This window comes from Bacillus sp. CCNWLW194 (assembly GCF_037120585.1).
GTDB classification, from domain to species: Bacteria; Bacillota; Bacilli; order Bacillales; family Bacillaceae_G; genus Bacillus_A; species Bacillus_A basilensis.
Genome location: NZ_JBBBBL010000026.1, coordinates 19908 through 40318, shown reverse-complemented (window position 1 = coordinate 40318; position 20411 = coordinate 19908). Strand labels below are relative to the sequence as shown.

Sequence of the window (20411 nt, the reverse complement as noted above, 5' to 3'; positions counted from 1 at the left end):
TCCTCTACTTAGCGTTGGCTTCCATTATTTTTGGAATGGCATACCGAATTGTGTTAAAAGTTCACGAGCTTCTTCATCAGTTTTCGCTGTAGTAACGATTACGATGTCCATACCGCGGACTTTGCTTACTTTATCATAATCAATCTCAGGGAAGATAAGTTGCTCTTTAACACCTAATGTGTAGTTCCCACGACCATCAAATGATTTCTTAGAAACACCACGGAAATCACGTACACGTGGTAAAGAAACTGATACTAATTTGTCGAAGAACTCATACATTTGTTGTCCGCGTAAAGTTACTTTTGCACCGATTGGCATACCTTCACGAAGACGGAAACCAGCGATTGATTTTTTAGCACGAGTTACAACAGGCTTTTGACCTGCGATTTGTGTTAATTCTTCTACTGCATTGTCTAAAGCTTTTGAGTTAGATACCGCGTCACCAACACCAGTGTTGATTACGATCTTTTCGATTTTCGGTACTTCCATCACAGATTTATAGTTAAACTTGCTCACTAGAGCAGGAGTAATTTCCTTTTGGAACTTCTCTTTAAGGCGATTCAATGAAGTGACCTCCTTTCTTAAGAAAATTATTTATCTAATAATTCACCAGATTTTTTTGCAATACGAACTTTTTTACCATCTTCTACTTTGAAGCCTACGCGAGTAGGTTCACCTGTTTTCGGATCTAAAATCATAACGTTAGAAACGTGAATAGGTGCTTCTTTAGTAATAATTCCACCTTGTGGATTTAATTGAGATGGCTTAGAGTGTTTTTTAACGATGTTAACACCCTCAACGATAACACGGTTTTGCTTTGGGAAAGCCACAAGGATAACGCCTTGTTTTCCTTTGTCTTTTCCAGTGATTACCTGTACTTTATCACCTTTTTTTACATGCATCTTAATTCTGCACCTCCTTAGCAAGGCAATACCTTAAATTATAGAACTTCTGGAGCTAAAGAAACGATCTTCATGAAGTTGCTATCACGTAATTCACGAGCTACTGGTCCGAAGATACGAGTACCACGTGGGCTCTTATCGTCTTTGATGATAACCGCTGCGTTTTCATCAAATTTGATATAAGAACCGTCCGGACGACGAGCTCCGCTCTTCGTACGTACTACTACTGCTTTAACAACGTCACCTTTTTTAACAACGCCACCTGGTGTTGCTTGTTTTACCGTAGCAACGATAATGTCACCAATGTTAGCATATTTACGACCAGAGCCGCCTAATACTTTAATTGTTAAAAGTTCACGTGCACCAGAGTTGTCAGCAACTTTCAAACGAGATTCTTGTTGGATCATGTTATGAAACCTCCCTTCGGACTAAAAATTCCGATTCGTCTATTTAGATAATAACCGCTTCTTCAACGATTTCAACTAAACGGAAACGCTTAGTAGCAGAAAGCGGGCGAGTTTCCATGATTTTAACGATATCGCCAAGTTTCGCTTGGTTTTGCTCATCATGGGCTTTGTACTTTTTAGAATACTTAACACGTTTTCCGTACAAGGAATGAGTTTTGTAAGTTTCAACTAAAACTGTAATCGTTTTGTCCATTTTATCAGACACAACACGACCAGTATAAACTTTGCGTTGGTTACGTTCGCTCACTATGCAAACCTCCCCTCAATTTATCGATTAATTCCGATCTCTCTTTCACGAACTACAGTTTTCATACGAGCAATCGCTTTACGCACTTCACGGATGCGAGTTGGATTCTCTAATTGTCCTGTAGCAAGTTGGAAGCGAAGATTGAACAATTCTTCCTTTAAAGCTTTAACTTTTGTTTCGATTTCGGCAGTGGTTAATTCACGAATATCATTAGTTTTCATTAGATTCACCACCATTTTCTTCACGTTTTACGAATTTACATTTCACAGGTAACTTGTGAGCTGCAAGACGTAATGCTTCGCGTGCTACCTCTTCAGATACACCCGCGATTTCAAACATAATTTTCCCAGGTTTTACTACTGCTACCCAGCCTTCTGGTGCCCCTTTACCGGAACCCATACGTACTTCTAGAGGTTTTGCAGTGTAAGGTTTAGAAGGGAAAATTTTAATCCATACTTTACCGCCACGTTTCATGTAACGAGTCATTGCACGACGAGCAGCTTCGATTTGACGGTTTGTAATCCATGAAGCAGCTTGTGCTTGTAGACCGAATTCACCGAAAGCAATTTCAGTTCCACCTTTTGCACGACCACGCATTTTACCACGATGCTCTCTACGATATTTTACGCGTTTTGGCATTAACATATTATTTTCCTCCTTCCTCAGAAGCTTTCTTTTTTGTAGGAAGGACTTCTCCACGGTAGATCCATACTTTTACGCCTAATTTACCGTATGTTGTATCAGCTTCAACTGCTGCATAGTCAATATCAGCGCGAAGTGTATGAAGTGGAACAGTTCCTTCACTGTAAGATTCTGCACGAGCGATATCAGCTCCGCCAAGACGACCAGAAACCTGTGTTTTAATACCTTTAGCACCTGCACGCATAGCACGTTGAATAACTTGCTTTTGTGCACGACGGAATGATACACGGTTTTCTAATTGACGAGCGATGTTTTCGCCTACTAATTTAGCGTTAAGATCAGCTCTCTTAACTTCTAAAATATTGATGTGTACACGCTTGCCTGTTAATTGGTTAAGAGCTTTACGAAGTGCTTCAACTTCAGTACCACCTTTACCAATTACCATACCAGGTTTTGCAGTGTGAATTGTAACATTTACACGATTTGCTGCACGTTCGATTTCTACTTTAGCAACAGCAGAATCTTTTAAGCGTACAGTAATGTACTCACGGATTTTGATGTCTTCATGTAATAATGTAGCGTAATCTTTCTCAGCGAACCAACGAGATTCCCAGTCACGGATAACACCGACACGAAGACCAATTGGATTAACCTTCTGACCCATCGATTATCCCTCCTTCTTTTCTGATACCACAACTGTGATGTGGCTTGTGCGTTTGTTAATTTGGCTTGCACGACCCATTGCACGTGGACGGAAACGTTTCAACGTTGGACCTTCGTCAACGAATACTTTTTCAACAACTAAGTTGTTAATATCCATCTCATAATTGTGCTCTGCATTTGCGATTGCAGATTTTAAAACTTTTTCTACAACTGGAGAAGCAGTTTTTGGTGTGTGGTTAAGGATAGCAATCGCTTCACCCACTTGCTTACCTCGGATTAAGTCTACTACTAAACGAACTTTACGAGGAGCAATACGAACTGTTCTCGCTACTGCTTTAGCTTGCATTGAAGTGCCTCCTCTCATTATCTTCTAGTTTTCTTATCGTCAGCAAGGTGACCTTTATACGTACGAGTTGGTGCGAATTCACCTAACTTATGGCCAACCATATCCTCAGTGATGTACACAGGTACGTGTTTACGACCATCATATACAGCGATTGTGTGTCCGATGAACTGAGGGAAGATAGTTGAACGGCGAGACCAAGTTTTAACAACTTGTTTTTGCTCAGATGCAACTAATTTTTCCATTTTGCTCATTAAGTGATCATCGACAAATGGTCCTTTTTTTAAGCTACGAGCCATTTTGGTGCCTCCCTTCGTGATTGGCGTACGGTTCTTGAAACGAACCGTACTACAATCCCATTATTTTTTACGACGACGAACGATAAATTTATCAGACGCTTTGTTTTTCTTACGAGTCTTGAATCCAAGAGTTGGTTTACCCCATGGAGACATTGGAGACTTACGTCCGATTGGAGAGCGTCCTTCACCACCACCGTGTGGGTGATCAACCGGGTTCATTACAGAACCACGAACTGTTGGGCGCTTACCTAACCAGCGTGAGCGACCTGCTTTACCGATTTTGATAAGTTCGTGTTGTTCGTTACCAACTTGACCGATTGAAGCGCGACAAGCAGATAATACAAGACGTACTTCACCAGAAGTTAAACGTACAAGTACGTATTTTCCTTCTTTACCAAGTACTTGAGCAGATGTACCAGCAGAACGAACTAATTGTCCGCCACGACCAGGCTTAAGCTCGATGTTATGAACAACAGTACCTACTGGAATGTTGATTAATGGTAATGCGTTACCGATTTTAATGTCAGCTTCAGGGCCAGACATAACTTCCATACCTACTTCTAAAGTTTTAGGAGCAAGAATGTAACGTTTTTCACCGTCAACGTAGTTAATTAATGCGATGTTCGCAGAGCGGTTTGGATCGTATTCGATCGTAGCAACGCGTCCTGGAATTCCATCTTTGTTACGCTTAAAGTCGATGATACGGTATTGACGCTTATGTCCGCCACCTTGATGACGTACAGTAATTTTACCTTGGTTATTACGACCCGCCTTCTTGCTTAAAGGAGCAAGTAATGACTTTTCGGGTCTGTCAGTCGTGATTTCAGCGAAATCATTCGTAGTCATATTACGACGACCGTTAGTAGTTGGATTATACTTTTTAATTCCCATCTCAATTTCCCTCCTTCTTTAGTAAGAATTAAACGCCTTGGAAGATTTCGATTTCTTTGCTGTCAGCAGTTAGCTTAACGATTGCTTTACGACGACGGCTAGTAAAACCAGCGTGACGACCAACGCGTTTTGCTTTCGGCTTGTAGTTCATGATGTTCACTTTTTCTACTTTAACACCAAAGATCGCTTCAAGAGCATCTTTAACTTCTGTTTTATTAGATTTAACGTCCACATCGAACGTGTATTTTTTTTCAGCCATCATTTCCATAGAACGTTCAGTGATAACTGGGCGCTTAATGATATCACGAGGATCTCTCATTATGCAAGCACCTCCTCTACTTTTTCCACTGCCGCTTTTGTCATGATTAGCTTATCATGATGAAGCACGTCTAAAACGTTTACGCCATCAGCAGTGATTACTGTTACTCCAGGGATATTGCGAGCAGATAACTCTACAGATTCGTTTGCATCAGCAGTTACGATAAGAGCTTTCTTCTCAACAGTTAATCCTTTAAGTACTGCTAGCATATCTTTTGTTTTTGGTGCATTTAACACTAGGTCTTCAAGAACTACAATGTTGTTCTCAACTACTTTAGTAGCTAATGCAGATTTGATTGCTAAACGACGAACTTTCTTAGGAAGTTTGTACGCATAGCTTCTTGGTGTAGGTCCGAATACCGTACCACCACCACGCCATTGAGGAGAGCGGATAGACCCTTGACGAGCACGTCCAGTTCCTTTTTGACGCCATGGTTTACGACCACCACCGCGAACTTCAGAGCGAGTTTTTACTTTGTGTGTACCTTGACGTAAAGATGCACGTTGCATCATTACAGCTTCAAAAAGTACAGCTTCATTTGGTTCGATACCGAAAATAGCTTCAGCTAATTCGATTTCACCAACCTGTGAACCAGTTTGGTTATATACAGTAACTTTTGGCATTGGAATTCCTCCTTCCTATTGTGAATTATTTGCTAACCTTCACAGCGCCTTGAACAACTACAAGAGATTTCTTAGCACCTGGAACGTTACCTTTTACTAGTAATAAGTTGCGCTCAGTGTCAACTTGAACGATTTCTAAGTTTTGGATAGTAACTTGGTCTCCACCCATACGTCCAGCAAGTTTTTTGCCTTTGAATACACGGTTCGGAGCAACTGGGCCCATTGAACCTGGACGACGGTGATAGCGAGAACCATGAGACATAGGTCCGCGAGATTGTCCGTGGCGTTTGATAACACCTTGGAAACCTTTACCTTTAGAAATTCCTGTTACGTCAACGATTTCACCTGCAGCGAAAACTTCAACTTTTACCTCTTGACCAACCTCTAATCCGTCCACGTCTGCATCGCGGATTTCGCGAATGAAGCGCTTAGGAGTTGTAGATGCTTTAGCAGTGTGGCCTTGTTCAGGTTTGTTAGTTAACTTTTCACGTTTATCTTCAAATCCTAACTGGATTGCATTGTAGCCATCAGTTTCAGTTGTTTTCTTTTGAAGAACAACGTTTGGATTAGCAGCGATAACTGTTACTGGGATTAACTCACCGTTCTCAGCAAATACTTGAGTCATACCGATCTTTCTTCCTAAGATTCCTTTGGTCATGAGTTACACCTCCTACATTTTTAAGTTATATAATTTATAGTTTGATTTCGATATCTACACCAGACGGTAAGTCTAAACGCATTAATGAATCTACTGTTTGTGGAGTAGGACTCACGATATCGATTAAACGTTTGTGTGTGCGCATTTCGAATTGCTCACGAGAATCTTTGTACTTATGAACAGCACGAAGAATTGTGTAAATAGTCTTCTCAGTTGGTAATGGGATCGGACCAGAAACTGTTGCCCCAGAACGCTTAGCTGTTTCTACAATTTTCTCAGCTGATTGATCAAGAATACGGTGATCATAAGCTTTTAAACGGATACGAATTTTTTCTTTTGCCATTATTTTCCCTCCTTCGTTCGCCTATTTCTAAAATAGACCTTCTCCATGGAAATTTCCCCACACCATGCCATGGCAAAGCGGCCGGGTGTGTCAGCAACCTTCCACTTCATCGCAGTCAAAGACCAACATTGTCTATTATACAATGTTATTCGTCTAGATGCAAGCATCTTTTTGTTTGCATCTGCTTTTCTCTACTTTTGCTATTATACATGGCACTTTAAAGAATTTCAAGTTTTCATCTACCAGAATTCATTTTACAGTTTCTGGGTTTGTTTTATTACTTTTTTATATACAATAGAAGAAACTCGTCAAAACATAAAAATATAATTCATTCATTATATAAAGCGAAACTTTGATCATTGGGTTTTTGTTCATCCCCCAATGATTATTAATTGAACCATTCAGCGTGCTCGTTAATACTCGATAACGGCAAACAAAAACCCCAAGGGAAAATCCCTTGGGGTTTTTTATATCAGTTAAGATTACTCAACGATAGTAGCAACTACGCCGTAACCTACTGTACGTCCACCTTCACGAATAGAGAATTTAGTTCCCTCTTCGATAGCGATTGGAGCGATAAGTTCGATAGTCATTTCGATGTTGTCACCAGGCATTACCATTTCAGTACCTTCTGGTAATTGGATGATACCAGTTACGTCAGTTGTACGGAAGTAGAACTGAGGACGGTAGTTAGCGAAGAATGGAGTGTGACGTCCACCTTCTTCTTTAGATAATACGAAAACTTCAGCTTTGAATTTAGCGTGTGCTTTTACAGAGCCAGTTTTAGCAAGAACTTGTCCACGTTGGATGTCTTCACGAGCAACCCCACGAAGAAGAGCACCAATGTTGTCTCCAGCTTGAGCTTGGTCAAGAAGTTTACGGAACATTTCTACACCAGTTACAGTTGTAGAAGCATTCTCTTCAGCAAGACCGATGATTTCTACTACGTCACCAACTTTAACGATTCCGCGCTCTACACGACCAGTTGCAACTGTACCACGACCTGTGATAGAGAATACATCCTCGATAGGCATTAAGAATGGTTTGTCAGTTTCACGTTCTGGAGTTGGGATGTAAGCATCAACTTCAGTCATTAATTCAATGATTTTTGCTTCCCAATCAGCTTCTCCTTGAAGAGCTTTAAGAGCAGAACCTTTGATTACAGGAATGTCGTCGCCTGGGAATCCGTATTCAGATAATAGGTCACGAACTTCCATTTCAACTAATTCTAATAATTCTTCGTCGTCTACCATGTCGCATTTGTTTAAGAATACAACGATGTAAGGAACACCTACTTGACGAGAAAGAAGGATGTGCTCACGTGTTTGAGGCATTGGGCCATCAGCAGCAGATACTACTAAGATACCGCCGTCCATTTGAGCAGCACCAGTGATCATGTTTTTAACATAGTCAGCGTGACCTGGGCAGTCAACGTGTGCATAGTGACGAGTTTCAGTTTCGTACTCAACGTGTGCAGTTGAGATTGTGATTCCGCGCTCTCTTTCTTCTGGAGCAGCGTCGATTTGATCGTATCCGCGTGCTTCAGCACCACCAGCTTTTGCAAGAACTGTAGTGATCGCAGCAGTTAATGTAGTTTTACCATGGTCAACGTGGCCGATTGTACCGATGTTAACATGGGGTTTAGAACGTTCGAATTTAGCTTTAGCCATTCTAAATTCCTCCTTAGTTTATATAGGTTATTTTATATTTAGACTAGAAAGCGAAACTTGCGTCTCACTTTCTAAGCTTACATAAGTAGTTATACTTGAACAATCGATAAAAATCAATTATTCACCTTTATTTTTTTTAATAATTTCTTCAGAAACAGACTTCGGTACTTCTTCATAATGATCAAATGTCATTGAGAATGTTCCGCGTCCTTGAGTGTTAGAACGTAATGCCGTCGCATAACCGAACATTTCAGAAAGTGGAACCATAGCGCGAACAACTTGTGCGTTACCGCGAGCTTCCATACCTTCTACACGTCCACGACGAGATGTTACGTCACCCATGATGTCTCCCATGTACTCTTCAGGAATTACAACTTCAACTTTCATCATTGGCTCAAGAATTACTGGGTTACATTTAGAAACCGCAGCTTTAAGTGCCATAGATGCAGCGATTTTGAACGCCATCTCAGATGAATCGACATCATGGTAAGAACCGTCAACTAATGCTGCTTTAATGTCAACTAGTGGGTAACCAGCTAGTACACCATTTTTAAGTGAGTCTTCAAGACCCGCTCCAACAGCTGGGATGTATTCACGTGGAACTACACCGCCGACGATTTTGTTTTCGAATTCAAATCCTTTACCTTCTTCGTTAGGTGCAAACTCAATCCAAACGTGACCGAATTGTCCACGTCCACCAGATTGACGAGCAAACTTACCTTCAACTTTCGCAGCAGCGCGGAAAGTTTCACGGTATGCTACCTGAGGAGCACCAACGTTTGCTTCGACTTTGAATTCACGGCGCATACGATCAACGATGATATCAAGGTGAAGTTCACCCATACCAGCGATGATAGTTTGGCCAGTTTCTTGGTCAGTGTGAGCACGGAATGTTGGATCTTCTTCAGAAAGCTTAGATAATGCTGTACCCATTTTATCTTGGTCAGCTTTAGATTTTGGTTCGATAGCTACAGAGATAACTGGCTCTGGGAATTCCATAGACTCAAGGATAACAAGGCTCTTCTCGTCACAAAGAGTATCACCAGTAGTAGTATCTTTTAAACCTACAGCAGCAGCGATATCACCAGCGTAAACTGTTGAGATCTCTTCACGGCTGTTAGCGTGCATTTGTAGGATACGACCTACACGCTCACGCTTACCTTTAGTTGAGTTTTTCACGTATGATCCAGAGTTTAACACACCAGAGTACACACGGAAGAACGTTAACTTACCAACATAAGGGTCAGTCATGATTTTGAATGCTAGAGCTGCGAATGGTTCTTCATCGCTAGACTTACGTTCTACTTCTTCATCTGTATCCGGAAGAGTACCTTTAATAGCAGGTACGTCTAATGGAGATGGTAGGTAGTCGATAACTGCGTCTAACAGAATTTGAACACCTTTGTTTTTGAATGCAGAACCACAGATTACTGGGAAGAATTCTACAGAAGTTGTAGCCTTACGGATACCAGCTTTAAGCTCTTCTACAGTGATTTCTTCACCTTCTAGGTACTTCATCATCATTTCTTCATCAAGCTCAGCTACCGCTTCAATAAGTTTTCCACGGTATTCTGCAGCTAATTCTTTGTGCTCTTCAGGAATTTCAACACGTTGAATGTCTGTTCCTAAATCGTTACCGTACATGTAAGCACATTCTTCAACAAGGTCAATGATACCATTGAACTCATCTTCAGCACCGATTGGTAACTGAATTGGGTGTGCGTTTGCTTGTAAACGATCGTGGATTGTTCCTACAGAGTATAAGAAATCTGCGCCGATTTTATCCATTTTGTTAACGAATACGATACGAGGTACGCCGTAAGTAGTAGCCTGACGCCAAACAGTTTCTGTTTGTGGTTCTACACCAGATTGTGCATCAAGTACTGCTACTGCGCCATCAAGTACGCGTAAAGAACGTTCTACTTCTACTGTGAAATCTACGTGTCCTGGAGTGTCAATGATGTTTACGCGATGACCTTTCCATTGTGCTGTAGTTGCAGCAGAAGTAATTGTGATACCACGCTCTTGCTCTTGCTCCATCCAGTCCATCTGAGATGCACCTTCGTGAGTTTCACCGATTTTATGAATACGTCCTGTGTAATACAGAATACGCTCAGTTGCTGTTGTTTTACCAGCATCGATGTGAGCCATGATACCAATATTACGAGTGTTTTCTAAAGAGAACTCTCTTGCCATTTGGTGTCTTGCTCCTTCCATATATGGATTGGATTTTTTATTTTAAGTAGCAAAAAAGCCACTTTATATTGTTACACATGTCAGTATGTCCAGTACCCTCATTATGTAAAACGAGCGCCCAACGAAAGGGAGAGGCATTCTCCCTCTCCACACTTCCATAAGCGACAAATAAAGCGGTTTATGCTTACATTTATTTTACGTTGAATCCTACCAACGGTAATGAGCAAATGCTTTGTTAGCTTCTGCCATTTTATGAGTATCTTCACGTTTCTTAACAGATGCACCAGCGTTGTTAGCTGCATCTAAGATTTCGTAAGCTAGACGCTCTTCCATAGTTTTTTCACCACGAAGACGAGCATAGTTTACTAACCAGCGAAGACCTAAAGTTGTACGGCGTTCTGGACGAACCTCAACTGGAACTTGGTAGTTAGCACCACCAACACGACGAGCACGTACTTCAAGAACAGGCATGATGTTCTTAAGAGCTTGCTCGAATACTTCCATAGGGTCTTTATCTGAACGTTCACGAACGATATCGAAAGCGTTATAAAGAATTGTTTGAGATTTACCTTTTTTACCGTCAACCATCATTTTGTTGATAAGGCGTGTTACTAGCTTAGAATTGTACATTGGATCTGGTAACACGTCACGTTTCGCAACAGGTCCTTTACGAGGCATATTGAGTTCCTCCTTTCATTTTAAAGTTATTATTTTTTAGCAGGTTTTGGTCGCTTAGTACCATATTTAGAACGTCCTTGCATACGTTTGTCAACACCAGCTGTGTCAAGCGCACCACGAACGATGTGGTAACGTACTCCCGGTAAATCCTTTACACGACCACCGCGAATTAATACTACGCTATGCTCTTGTAGGTTATGACCGATACCTGGGATGTAAGCTGTAACCTCGATACCGTTTGTTAAACGTACACGAGCGTATTTACGTAACGCTGAGTTAGGTTTCTTTGGAGTCATTGTACCAACACGAGTACATACACCACGTTTTTGAGGTGCAGAGATATCAGTTGATTTTTTCTTTAAAGAGTTGAACCCTTTGTTTAACGCAGGTGATTTAGATTTCCATACTTTATCAGTACGACCATTTCTCACTAATTGGTTAATAGTAGGCATTTGATTATCCTCCCTTCGCATGTTTGTATGACCACATATCCAGGTGGTTCATTATTAGTTGAAAACAAAGTTTTTGCAAGGGAGAGCAAATGCTCTCTCCTCACAAAAACAGTTTTAACTTATTATTCCTATTGCTGAAGCTCCCACTTGAATCCCCGAAACTTTTCCAAGCTTACGAACTGATTCAACTTTAGTTATGGGTATGTTATGTTGCAAGGCAGTACGAATGATCATATGGGTTAACCGCATATCAGCATCTTCCGCAATGACAACTTCTTTAACTATACCATTTTTGATTGCTTCCAATGTGCGTTTATGACCAACGACTACATTTTCAGCATTTGACACTTTTTGATAAGACATATAAATATCCTCCAAAGCATCGTTCAGGAGCAACCTTGATTATAGTAACATTTTGACTCATACAATGTCAACTAGGATTAACTGTTTTTATACAAAATTTACGACGGAAAATTTTACTGTTCCACATAAACTTCATCGTTTTCTACATTCATGTCATCTTGTGTTGTTTTAACAAGATCCACTTTGCGATAACGATTCATACCTGTTCCAGCAGGAACAAGTTTACCGATAATAACATTTTCTTTCAATCCTAGAAGCTCATCGCGCTTACCTTTAATTGCTGCATCAGTTAAGACACGAGTTGTTTCTTGGAACGATGCTGCAGATAAGAATGAATCTGTTTCAAGTGAAGCTTTTGTAATACCAAGTAGAACAGGTCTAGCTGTCGCTGGCTGTTTACCTTGCAGTAACACCTTCGCATTCGCATCAGTAAACTGATGGATATCTAGTAATGTTCCTGGTAATACATCTGTTTCACCTGCATCACTTACACGAACTTTACGTAACATTTGACGTACCATTACTTCTACGTGTTTGTCACCAATTTCTACCCCTTGCATACGGTATACTTTTTGAACTTCACGTAATAAGTATTCTTGAACTGCCGTAATGTCCGTTACTTTTAGTAATTCTTTCGGATCAATAGAACCTTCTGTTAACTCTTTACCGTGGCTAATTTGCTGTCCTGGAGTTACTTTCAGACGAGCACCGTAAGGAATAGCATACGTACGAGCTTCAACTTCACCCTGTACTACTACTTCTTGGCGATCTTTAACATCGTTGATCGCTGCGATAACACCGTCGATTTCACTGATAACTGCCTGACCTTTCGGATTACGAGCTTCGAAGATCTCCTGGATACGAGGTAAACCTTGTGTGATATCATCTCCGGCAACCCCACCTGTATGGAACGTACGCATCGTTAACTGTGTACCTGGCTCACCGATAGATTGAGCTGCGATAATACCTACCGCTTCCCCTACTTCTACGTCTGTTCCAGTTGCTAAGTTACGACCGTAACACTTCTTACATACACCGTGGCGAGTGTTACACGTGAACGCTGAACGAATGTTTACAGTTTCAACACCCGAATTTTCAACGATATGAGCAATATCTTCAGTAATTAATTGATTTTCAGCAACTAATACTTCACCTGTTTCAGGATGTTTTACAGTTTTTCTTGCAAAACGTCCAACAAGACGATCATATAATGACTCAATAACTTCATTACCCTCTTTAATCGCACCAATTAATAAACCACGATCTGTTCCACAATCATCTTCACGAACGATTACATCTTGTGCAACGTCAACAAGACGACGTGTTAAGTAACCAGAATCGGCAGTTTTTAGTGCTGTATCGGCAAGACCTTTACGCGCACCATGCGTAGAGATGAAGTACTCAAGTACTGTTAAACCTTCACGGAAACTTGATTTGATTGGAAGTTCGATGATACGACCAGATGGATTGGCCATCAGACCACGCATACCAGCAAGCTGAGTAAAGTTCGATGCGTTACCACGGGCACCGGAATCACTCATCATGAAGATTGGGTTGCGTTTATTCAAGGATTTCATCAGTTTTCCTTGAATAACATCTTTTGCATTACTCCAAATAGAGATAACGCGATCGTAACGTTCTTCTTCCGTGATTAAACCGCGACGGAATTGTTTAATTACATTATCTACTTTTGCTTGTGCTTCGTGGAGAATTTCATCTTTTTCGCCTAATACAAGAATGTCAGATACCCCAACTGTAATACCAGCTTTTGTAGAGTACTTGAATCCTAAGTTTTTCATACGGTCAAGCATGCGAGACGTTTCTGTAATTTTGAAACGTTTAAACACTTCCGCAATGATATTACCAAGGATTTTCTTGCTGAATGGCGCCACTTCTTCGCGACTAGCAATAATTTCTTTAATGTTCGCACCTTTTTCAACGAAATATTCCGCTGGTGTTTCTTTTTCAAGGTTTGAGTTTGTCGGTTCGTTAATATAAGGGAACGACTCTGGTAAGATTTCGTTAAATATTAATTTACCAACTGTTGTTAATAGAAGCTTACCTTTTTGCTCTTCAGTAAATGTTACGTTATTTACTGAACTTGCAGCAACTGCAACACGTGTGTGCAGATGTACATACCCATTTTGGTATGCAAGTATCGCTTCGTTTGCATCCTTGAAGACCATACCTTCACCGATTGCGCCTTCACGCTCAAGTGTTAAGTAGTAGTTACCTAATACCATATCCTGAGATGGAGTAACAACTGGTTTTCCGTCTTTTGGATTCAAGATGTTTTGTGCCGCTAACATAAGAATACGAGCTTCTGCTTGTGCCTCTGATGATAACGGAACGTGAACCGCCATTTGGTCACCGTCAAAGTCCGCGTTGTATGCAGTACATACAAGTGGGTGAAGACGAATTGCGCGACCTTCTACTAATGTAGGTTCAAACGCCTGGATACCAAGACGGTGAAGTGTTGGTGCGCGGTTTAGAAGTACTGGATGCTCTTTGATCACAGATTCTAAAACGTCCCAAACTTCAGGTTGTACACGCTCGATTTTACGTTTCGCACTCTTAATGTTGTGTGCTAATCCTTTTTCAACTAACTCTTTCATTACGAAAGGTTTGAACAGTTCAAGCGCCATCTCTTTCGGTAATCCACATTGATACATCTTTAAGTTCGGTCCTACAACGATTACAGAACGACCAGAGTAGTCAACACGTTTACCTAATAAGTTTTGACGGAAACGTCCTTGTTTACCTTTAAGCATGTGAGATAGTGATTTTAATGGACGGTTACCTGGTCCAGTAACTGGACGGCCACGGCGACCATTATCGATTAATGCGTCTACAGCTTCTTGTAACATACGTTTTTCGTTTTGAACGATGATGCTTGGTGCACCTAAGTCCAATAGACGTTTTAAACGATTATTACGGTTAATTACACGACGGTATAAGTCGTTTAAGTCAGAAGTAGCAAAACGTCCACCATCCAACTGTACCATTGGGCGTAGTTCTGGTGGGATAACTGGAAGAACATCTAGGATCATCCAAGATGGGTGATTTCCAGAGTTACGGAATGCTTCTAATACTTCTAGACGTTTAATAGCACGAGTACGGCGTTGTCCTTGTGCTGTTTTTAATTCTTCTTTTAAGAAGTCTACTTCTTTATCTAAATCGATGTCTTGTAGTAGCTTTTTAATCGCTTCTGCACCCATAGCAGCTTGGAATGTGCTACCATATCGATCACGATATGCACGGTATTCTTTTTCAGAAAGTAATTGCTTCTTATCAAGTGGTGTATCTCCACTTTCTGTTACAACATAAGAAGCGAAATAAATTACTTCTTCAAGCGCGCGAGGGGACATGTCTAAGACAAGTCCCATGCGGCTCGGGATACCTTTGAAATACCAAATATGAGATACAGGAGCAGCTAATTCGATATGACCCATACGTTCACGACGAACTTTTGCACGCGTTACTTCAACGCCACATCGATCACAAACTACACCTTTATAACGTACACGTTTGTATTTTCCGCAATGACATTCCCAGTCCTTTTGTGGTCCGAAAATACGCTCACAGAACAAGCCATCTTTTTCAGGCTTTAACGTACGATAGTTAATTGTTTCTGGTTTCTTAACTTCACCGTATGACCAAGAACGAATCTTGTCAGGTGAAGCAAGTCCAATCTTCATATATTCAAAGTTATTTACATCTATCAAGGGGCCTACCTCCCTTTTAGTCTACAGGTTATCCCAATTATTCCTTAGTTGTCTCAACTTCGACATTCAATTTATCTGCTGATTGATGATCATCGTCATCTTCCGTATCACGCATTTCAATCTCTGTATCGTCGCTAGACATCATTTTAACGTCCATACCTAAACTTTGCAGCTCTTTAATCAATACTTTGAATGATTCAGGAACGCCTGGTTCTGGAACATTTTCACCTTTAACAATTGCTTCATATGTCTTAACACGTCCAACAACATCATCAGATTTCACTGTTAAGATTTCTTGAAGAGTATAAGCAGCACCGTAAGCTTCAAGTGCCCAAACCTCCATCTCACCGAAACGCTGTCCACCGAACTGAGCTTTACCTCCAAGAGGCTGCTGCGTTACAAGTGAGTATGGTCCAGTAGAACGAGCATGAAGTTTATCGTCAACCATGTGCGCAAGTTTGATCATATACATGACACCAACAGATACGCGGTTATCGAATGGTTCACCAGTACGTCCGTCATACAGGATTGTTTTCGCGTCATTTGCCATACCAGCTTCTTCAATTGTGCCCCAAACATCTTCCTCACGAGCACCATCGAATACTGGTGTTGCAATGTGAATGCCAAGGTATCTTGCTGCCATACCAAGATGAAGCTCTAATACCTGACCGATATTCATACGAGATGGTACCCCTAATGGGTTTAACATGATATCGATTGGTGTACCGTCTGGTAAGTAAGGCATATCTTCTTCTGGTAAGATACGAGAGATAACACCTTTGTTACCGTGACGTCCGGCCATCTTGTCACCTTCAGAAATTTTACGTTTTTGAACGATATATGCACGTACAAGTTGATTCACGCCTGGTGGCAATTCATCGCCATCTTCACGGTTGAATACTTTTACGTCTAAGATAATACCGCCACCACCGTGTGGTACACGTAGTGATGTATCACGTACTTCACGTGCCTTTTCACCGAAGATCGCATGTAATAGACGTTCTTCTGCTGTTAACTCTGTTACACCTTTAGGTGTTACTTTACCAACAAGTAGGTCTCCATCTTTTACTTCAGCACCAACGCGGATAATACCGCGCTCGTCAAGGTTGCGTAATGCATCTTCCCCAACGTTCGGAATGTCACGTGTAATTTCTTCTGGTCCAAGCTTCGTATCACGAGCTTCTGATTCATATTCTTCAATATGAATAGAAGTGTACACATCATCTTTTACAAGGCGCTCACTCATAATGATCGCATCCTCATAGTTATAACCGTCCCAAGTCATGAAGCCAACAAGCACGTTACGTCCAAGTGCTAGTTCACCTAATTCCATAGAAGGACCATCCGCAAGGATTTCACCTTTTACAACTTCATTTCCAACACTTACGATTGGACGTTGGTTGTAGCAAGTTCCTTGGTTAGAACGAATGAATTTTTGCATTTTGTAGCGATCTAAGTCGCCTTTTACTGTTTGACCGTCAACTTCTACATAGCGACGTACCCAAACTTCACGTGCTTCTACGCGTTCAACAACACCAGGGTGTTTACAGATTACTGCAGCACCTGAGTCTTTTGCTGATACGTACTCCATACCTGTACCTACAATCGGAGATTCCGGATTCATTAACGGAACCGCCTGACGTTGCATGTTCGCTCCCATAAGTGCGCGGTTAGAGTCATCGTTTTCTAAGAACGGAATACAAGCTGTCGCTGCCGACACTACTTGTTTTGGAGATACATCCATGTAGTCGATGCGTTCTTTATTTGTAACAATGTTTTCACCACGGAAACGAGCTACGATATCTTCACTAAGGAATTCTCCTTCTTCAGATAACTTCATATTCGCTTGGGCTACAACATAATTATCTTCTTCATCTGCTGTTAAATAATCAACCTGCCCTGTTACAAGACCAGTTTCTGGGTCAACACGACGGTATGGTGTTTCAATGAAACCAAACTCATTTACTTTCGCGAACGAAGATAATGAGTTAATCAAACCGATGTTTGGTCCCTCTGGTGTTTCAATCGGACACATACGACCATAGTGAGAGTAGTGAACGTCACGTACTTCAAAGCCTGCGCGCTCACGCGTTAAACCACCGGGTCCTAATGCAGATAGTCTTCGTTTGTGAGTTAACTCTGCTAATGGGTTTGTTTGGTCCATGAACTGAGATAACTGAGAACTTCCGAAGAACTCTTTAATAGATGCAATAACAGGACGAATATTAATTAGTGCCTGTGGTGTAATTGCATTTGTATCTTGGATCGACATTCTCTCACGAACAACACGTTCCATACGAGAAAGACCGATACGGAATTGATTTTGTAATAGTTCTCCAACAGAACGCAGACGACGGTTTCCTAAGTGGTCGATATCATCTGTATCCCCTACTTTATACAGTAGGTTGAAGAAGTAACTGATAGAAGCAAGGATATCGCCTGGTGTGATGTGTTTTACATCACGAGTAATATTTGCATTACCAATTACATTAATTACGCGTTCGCCTTCTGACTCAGGAGCATAAATCTTAATAGATTGCAGCTCAACATCGCCTTCTACCACTCCACCCATTGGTTTCGCTGTTTTGAATCCAATGTTTTTCTCTAAGTAAGGTAAAATGCGATCAAGTGTACGACGATCTAAGATTGTTCCTTCTGCCGCTAAAATTTCACCAGTTTCTGGATCTACTAATGTTTCAGCTAAACGTTGGTTAAACAATCTGTTTTTAATGTGTAACTTCTTGTTGATCTTATAGCGACCTACATTTGCTAAATCGTAGCGCTTTGGATCGAAGAAACGAGACACAAGTAAGCTCTTTGCATTTTCTACTGTTGGTGGTTCACCAGGGCGTAGACGCTCATAAATTTCAAGCAATGCTTTTTCTGTGCTATCTGTGTTGTCTTTTTCTAACGTGTTGCTTAAGTATTCGTTATCACCTAAAAGCTCGGTGATTTCTTGATCAGAGCCAAACCCTAATGCGCGTAACAAAACAGTTACAGGAAGTTTACGCGTACGGTCAATACGCACATATACAACATCCTTAGCATCTGTCTCATACTCTAACCAAGCTCCGCGGTTTGGAATTACAGTAGCAGTAAAACCACGTTTTCCGTTTTTATCCACTTTGCCACTATAGTATACGCTTGGAGAGCGAACTAACTGGGAAACGATAACACGTTCTGCACCGTTAATTACGAATGTTCCAGTCTCTGTCATGAGTGGGAAATCTCCCATGAACACATCTTGTTCTTTTACTTCACCAGTTTCCTTGTTGATTAGACGCACTTTTACACGAAGTGGTGCTGCATACGTCACATCACGCTCTTTGCATTCGTCTACAGAGTATTTAGGTTCACCTAAGCTGTAGTCGATAAATTCAAGCGATAGATTTCCCGTAAAGTCTTCAATCGGAGAAATGTCTTGGAACATTTCTCGCAAACCCTCATCAAGAAACCACTGATAAGAAGAGGTTTGAATTTCGATAAGATTTGGTAACTCTAATACTTCACTAATACGGGCATAACTTCTTCGTTGGCGGTGGCGTCCGTATTGAACTAGTTGACCTGTCAACTGCTTCACCCCTCAAATCATGAGTATTATAAATGCACAAAAAAATTTGTGCAAAATCACAAATAAATACAACTACTGCTATTAGCGTAGTTTCTTTCTCTTAAAGATAAATACGTTGAGTCTTTCTACCTGCTCAAAAAAGAAAAATGGCTTCTAGAAGAAAACCATCATTCTGTTTCATAATCTGCTGATTTTACTATCTTTTCCAAGAGAAACAAAAATATACATCTTTCTCAACGCAGAAAATCATATATTGGCATTGTATAATGTTAACATAGCCAAAAATAACCGTCAACGTTTTTTTGATTTTATGATATAATATCCTTTTTTCTTTTCTACAACTTCGACTTCAGAAAATACTTCTTCTAGTTTCTTCAGTGCAGATGGTGCACCTTGCTTCTTTTGAATAACAATCCACAACTCTCCACCTGGAACTAAATACTCTAGAGCCTTTTCTAAAATCTCATGCACGATATCCTTACCTGCACGAATTGGAGGATTAGATAGAATAGCAGCATACATACCATCTACATTTTCATAGACGCTACTTTGAGAAATGTGTACATTTCCAATTCTATTGTTAGCGGCATTTTCTTTCGCAAGCTCAAGTGCCCTTTCATTCACATCCACCATGTGAACTTTACGGTCTTGAAACTCTTTCGCCAACGATAAACCAATCGGTCCATATCCACAACCTACGTCTAATATATCACCTTTAATATCCGGCACTTGAAACGCTTCAATTAAAAGACGAGAACCAAAGTCCACTTCGTTTTTCGAGAACACCCCACGGTCAGATAAGAAAGTAAATTGAGATCCACGAAGTGTAAATTCCCATCGCTTACGATCACTTTTACTAGAAGGGTCGTTAGAAAAATAATGGTCTGCCATATGGCCACCTCTTTTCTTTACAGTTAAAAAAAAAGCTCGCATGAGAGCGAGCTTTTTTTAAAGCATCAAAAGTTAATTACTTAACTTCTACAGCAGCGCCAACTTCTTCAAGTTTAGCTTTCATTTCTTCAGCTTCCTCTTTAGAAACGCCTTCTTTGATTGCTTTTGGAGTGTTGTCAACTAATTCTTTAGCTTCTTTTAAGCCAAGACCAGTGATTTCACGTACAGCTTTGATAACTTTGATTTTTTGAGCGCCAGCACTTGCAAGTACTACGTCAAACTCAGTTTTCTCAGCAGCAGCTTCACCAGCGCCACCAGCTACAGCTACAGGAGCAGCAGCAGTTACGCCGAATTCTTCCTCGATAGCTTTTACTAAGTCGTTAAGTTCTAATACAGTCATAGATTTAACTGCTTCAATGATTTGTTCTTTAGTCATTGTAAATATCCTCCCTTAAATAGGTTTGTATT

At 40.8% G+C, this 20411-nt stretch carries 23 protein-coding genes; all 23 read right to left on the bottom strand.

The genetic code is table 11. From position 1 onward, the window contains the following. Positions 1 to 24: 24 nt before the first annotated feature. A complete protein-coding gene (gene rplE, locus V7S50_RS31875) occupies positions 25 to 564 on the bottom strand; it encodes a 50S ribosomal protein L5 (protein ID WP_001080830.1) in 540 nt (179 codons plus the stop codon). A gap of 26 nt (positions 565 to 590) precedes the next feature. Next, positions 591 to 902: a 50S ribosomal protein L24 gene (gene rplX, locus V7S50_RS31870; protein WP_000558200.1), complete on the bottom strand. Its 312-nt coding sequence runs from the start codon at positions 900 to 902 to the stop codon at positions 591 to 593. A 38-nt stretch (positions 903 to 940) separates the two neighbouring features. Then, positions 941 to 1309 (bottom strand): 50S ribosomal protein L14, encoded by a 369-nt coding sequence (rplN, locus tag V7S50_RS31865; protein WP_000615912.1) that lies wholly within the window; start codon positions 1307 to 1309, stop codon positions 941 to 943. A 43-nt stretch (positions 1310 to 1352) separates the two neighbouring features. Further along, positions 1353 to 1616, bottom strand: coding sequence for a 30S ribosomal protein S17 (gene rpsQ / locus V7S50_RS31860; protein WP_000004106.1), 264 nt, complete (start codon positions 1614 to 1616; stop codon positions 1353 to 1355). Positions 1617 to 1636: 20 nt separating this feature from the next. After that, positions 1637 to 1837: a 50S ribosomal protein L29 gene (rpmC, locus tag V7S50_RS31855; protein WP_000855718.1), complete on the bottom strand. Its 201-nt coding sequence runs from the start codon at positions 1835 to 1837 to the stop codon at positions 1637 to 1639. After that, positions 1827 to 2261 carry a 50S ribosomal protein L16 gene (gene rplP / locus V7S50_RS31850; protein ID WP_000928969.1) on the bottom strand — a complete coding sequence of 145 codons (435 nt, stop codon included), beginning with the start codon at positions 2259 to 2261 and terminating at the stop codon, positions 1827 to 1829. The genes rpmC and rplP overlap by 11 nt, the downstream gene beginning before the upstream one ends. A gap of 1 nt (position 2262) precedes the next feature. Beyond that, positions 2263 to 2922, bottom strand: coding sequence for a 30S ribosomal protein S3 (gene rpsC, locus V7S50_RS31845; protein ID WP_000529958.1), 660 nt, complete (start codon positions 2920 to 2922; stop codon positions 2263 to 2265). Positions 2923 to 2925: 3 nt separating this feature from the next. Further along, positions 2926 to 3267, bottom strand: a complete 342-nt coding sequence (gene rplV, locus V7S50_RS31840) for a 50S ribosomal protein L22 (RefSeq protein ID WP_001148024.1) — start codon at positions 3265 to 3267, stop codon at positions 2926 to 2928. Positions 3268 to 3284: 17 nt separating this feature from the next. Continuing rightward, a complete protein-coding gene (gene rpsS, locus V7S50_RS31835; protein ID WP_000124454.1) occupies positions 3285 to 3563 on the bottom strand; it encodes a 30S ribosomal protein S19 in 279 nt (92 codons plus the stop codon). A gap of 60 nt (positions 3564 to 3623) precedes the next feature. Continuing rightward, on the bottom strand, positions 3624 to 4454 hold the full coding sequence (gene rplB / locus V7S50_RS31830) for a 50S ribosomal protein L2 (RefSeq protein WP_000511584.1): 831 nt from the start codon (positions 4452 to 4454) through the stop codon (positions 3624 to 3626). Positions 4455 to 4482: 28 nt separating this feature from the next. Further along, positions 4483 to 4773 carry a 50S ribosomal protein L23 gene (gene rplW / locus V7S50_RS31825; protein WP_001205558.1) on the bottom strand — a complete coding sequence of 97 codons (291 nt, stop codon included), beginning with the start codon at positions 4771 to 4773 and terminating at the stop codon, positions 4483 to 4485. Then, positions 4773 to 5396: a 50S ribosomal protein L4 gene (gene rplD / locus V7S50_RS31820; RefSeq protein WP_001127258.1), complete on the bottom strand. Its 624-nt coding sequence runs from the start codon at positions 5394 to 5396 to the stop codon at positions 4773 to 4775. Before rplD ends, rplW begins: the two co-directional genes overlap by 1 nt. A gap of 25 nt (positions 5397 to 5421) precedes the next feature. Further along, a complete protein-coding gene (gene rplC / locus V7S50_RS31815) occupies positions 5422 to 6054 on the bottom strand; it encodes a 50S ribosomal protein L3 (protein WP_000160209.1) in 633 nt (210 codons plus the stop codon). Positions 6055 to 6088: 34 nt separating this feature from the next. Then, a complete protein-coding gene (rpsJ, locus tag V7S50_RS31810; RefSeq protein WP_001040595.1) occupies positions 6089 to 6397 on the bottom strand; it encodes a 30S ribosomal protein S10 in 309 nt (102 codons plus the stop codon). 482 nt (positions 6398 to 6879) lie between these two features. Beyond that, on the bottom strand, positions 6880 to 8067 hold the full coding sequence (gene tuf, locus V7S50_RS31805) for an elongation factor Tu (RefSeq protein ID WP_001029617.1): 1188 nt from the start codon (positions 8065 to 8067) through the stop codon (positions 6880 to 6882). A gap of 117 nt (positions 8068 to 8184) precedes the next feature. Next, positions 8185 to 10263 (bottom strand): elongation factor G, encoded by a 2079-nt coding sequence (fusA, locus tag V7S50_RS31800; protein ID WP_242256479.1) that lies wholly within the window; start codon positions 10261 to 10263, stop codon positions 8185 to 8187. Between the two features lie 207 nt (positions 10264 to 10470). Next, positions 10471 to 10941 (bottom strand): 30S ribosomal protein S7, encoded by a 471-nt coding sequence (gene rpsG / locus V7S50_RS31795; RefSeq protein WP_063222353.1) that lies wholly within the window; start codon positions 10939 to 10941, stop codon positions 10471 to 10473. A gap of 29 nt (positions 10942 to 10970) precedes the next feature. After that, positions 10971 to 11393 carry a 30S ribosomal protein S12 gene (gene rpsL, locus V7S50_RS31790; protein WP_001142341.1) on the bottom strand — a complete coding sequence of 141 codons (423 nt, stop codon included), beginning with the start codon at positions 11391 to 11393 and terminating at the stop codon, positions 10971 to 10973. 114 nt (positions 11394 to 11507) lie between these two features. Beyond that, on the bottom strand, positions 11508 to 11756 hold the full coding sequence (locus tag V7S50_RS31785) for a 50S ribosomal protein L7ae-like protein (protein WP_000121828.1): 249 nt from the start codon (positions 11754 to 11756) through the stop codon (positions 11508 to 11510). 113 nt (positions 11757 to 11869) lie between these two features. Next, positions 11870 to 15481, bottom strand: a complete 3612-nt coding sequence (gene rpoC / locus V7S50_RS31780; RefSeq protein WP_063222352.1) for a DNA-directed RNA polymerase subunit beta' — start codon at positions 15479 to 15481, stop codon at positions 11870 to 11872. A 37-nt stretch (positions 15482 to 15518) separates the two neighbouring features. After that, complete coding sequence (gene rpoB / locus V7S50_RS31775; RefSeq protein ID WP_060629208.1) at positions 15519 to 19052, bottom strand: DNA-directed RNA polymerase subunit beta; 3534 nt, start codon at positions 19050 to 19052, stop codon at positions 15519 to 15521. A 291-nt stretch (positions 19053 to 19343) separates the two neighbouring features. Then, on the bottom strand, positions 19344 to 19943 hold the full coding sequence (locus tag V7S50_RS31770; RefSeq protein ID WP_242256482.1) for a class I SAM-dependent methyltransferase: 600 nt from the start codon (positions 19941 to 19943) through the stop codon (positions 19344 to 19346). A 76-nt stretch (positions 19944 to 20019) separates the two neighbouring features. Further along, complete coding sequence (gene rplL, locus V7S50_RS31765; protein ID WP_000159737.1) at positions 20020 to 20379, bottom strand: 50S ribosomal protein L7/L12; 360 nt, start codon at positions 20377 to 20379, stop codon at positions 20020 to 20022. Positions 20380 to 20411: the final 32 nt, after the last annotated feature.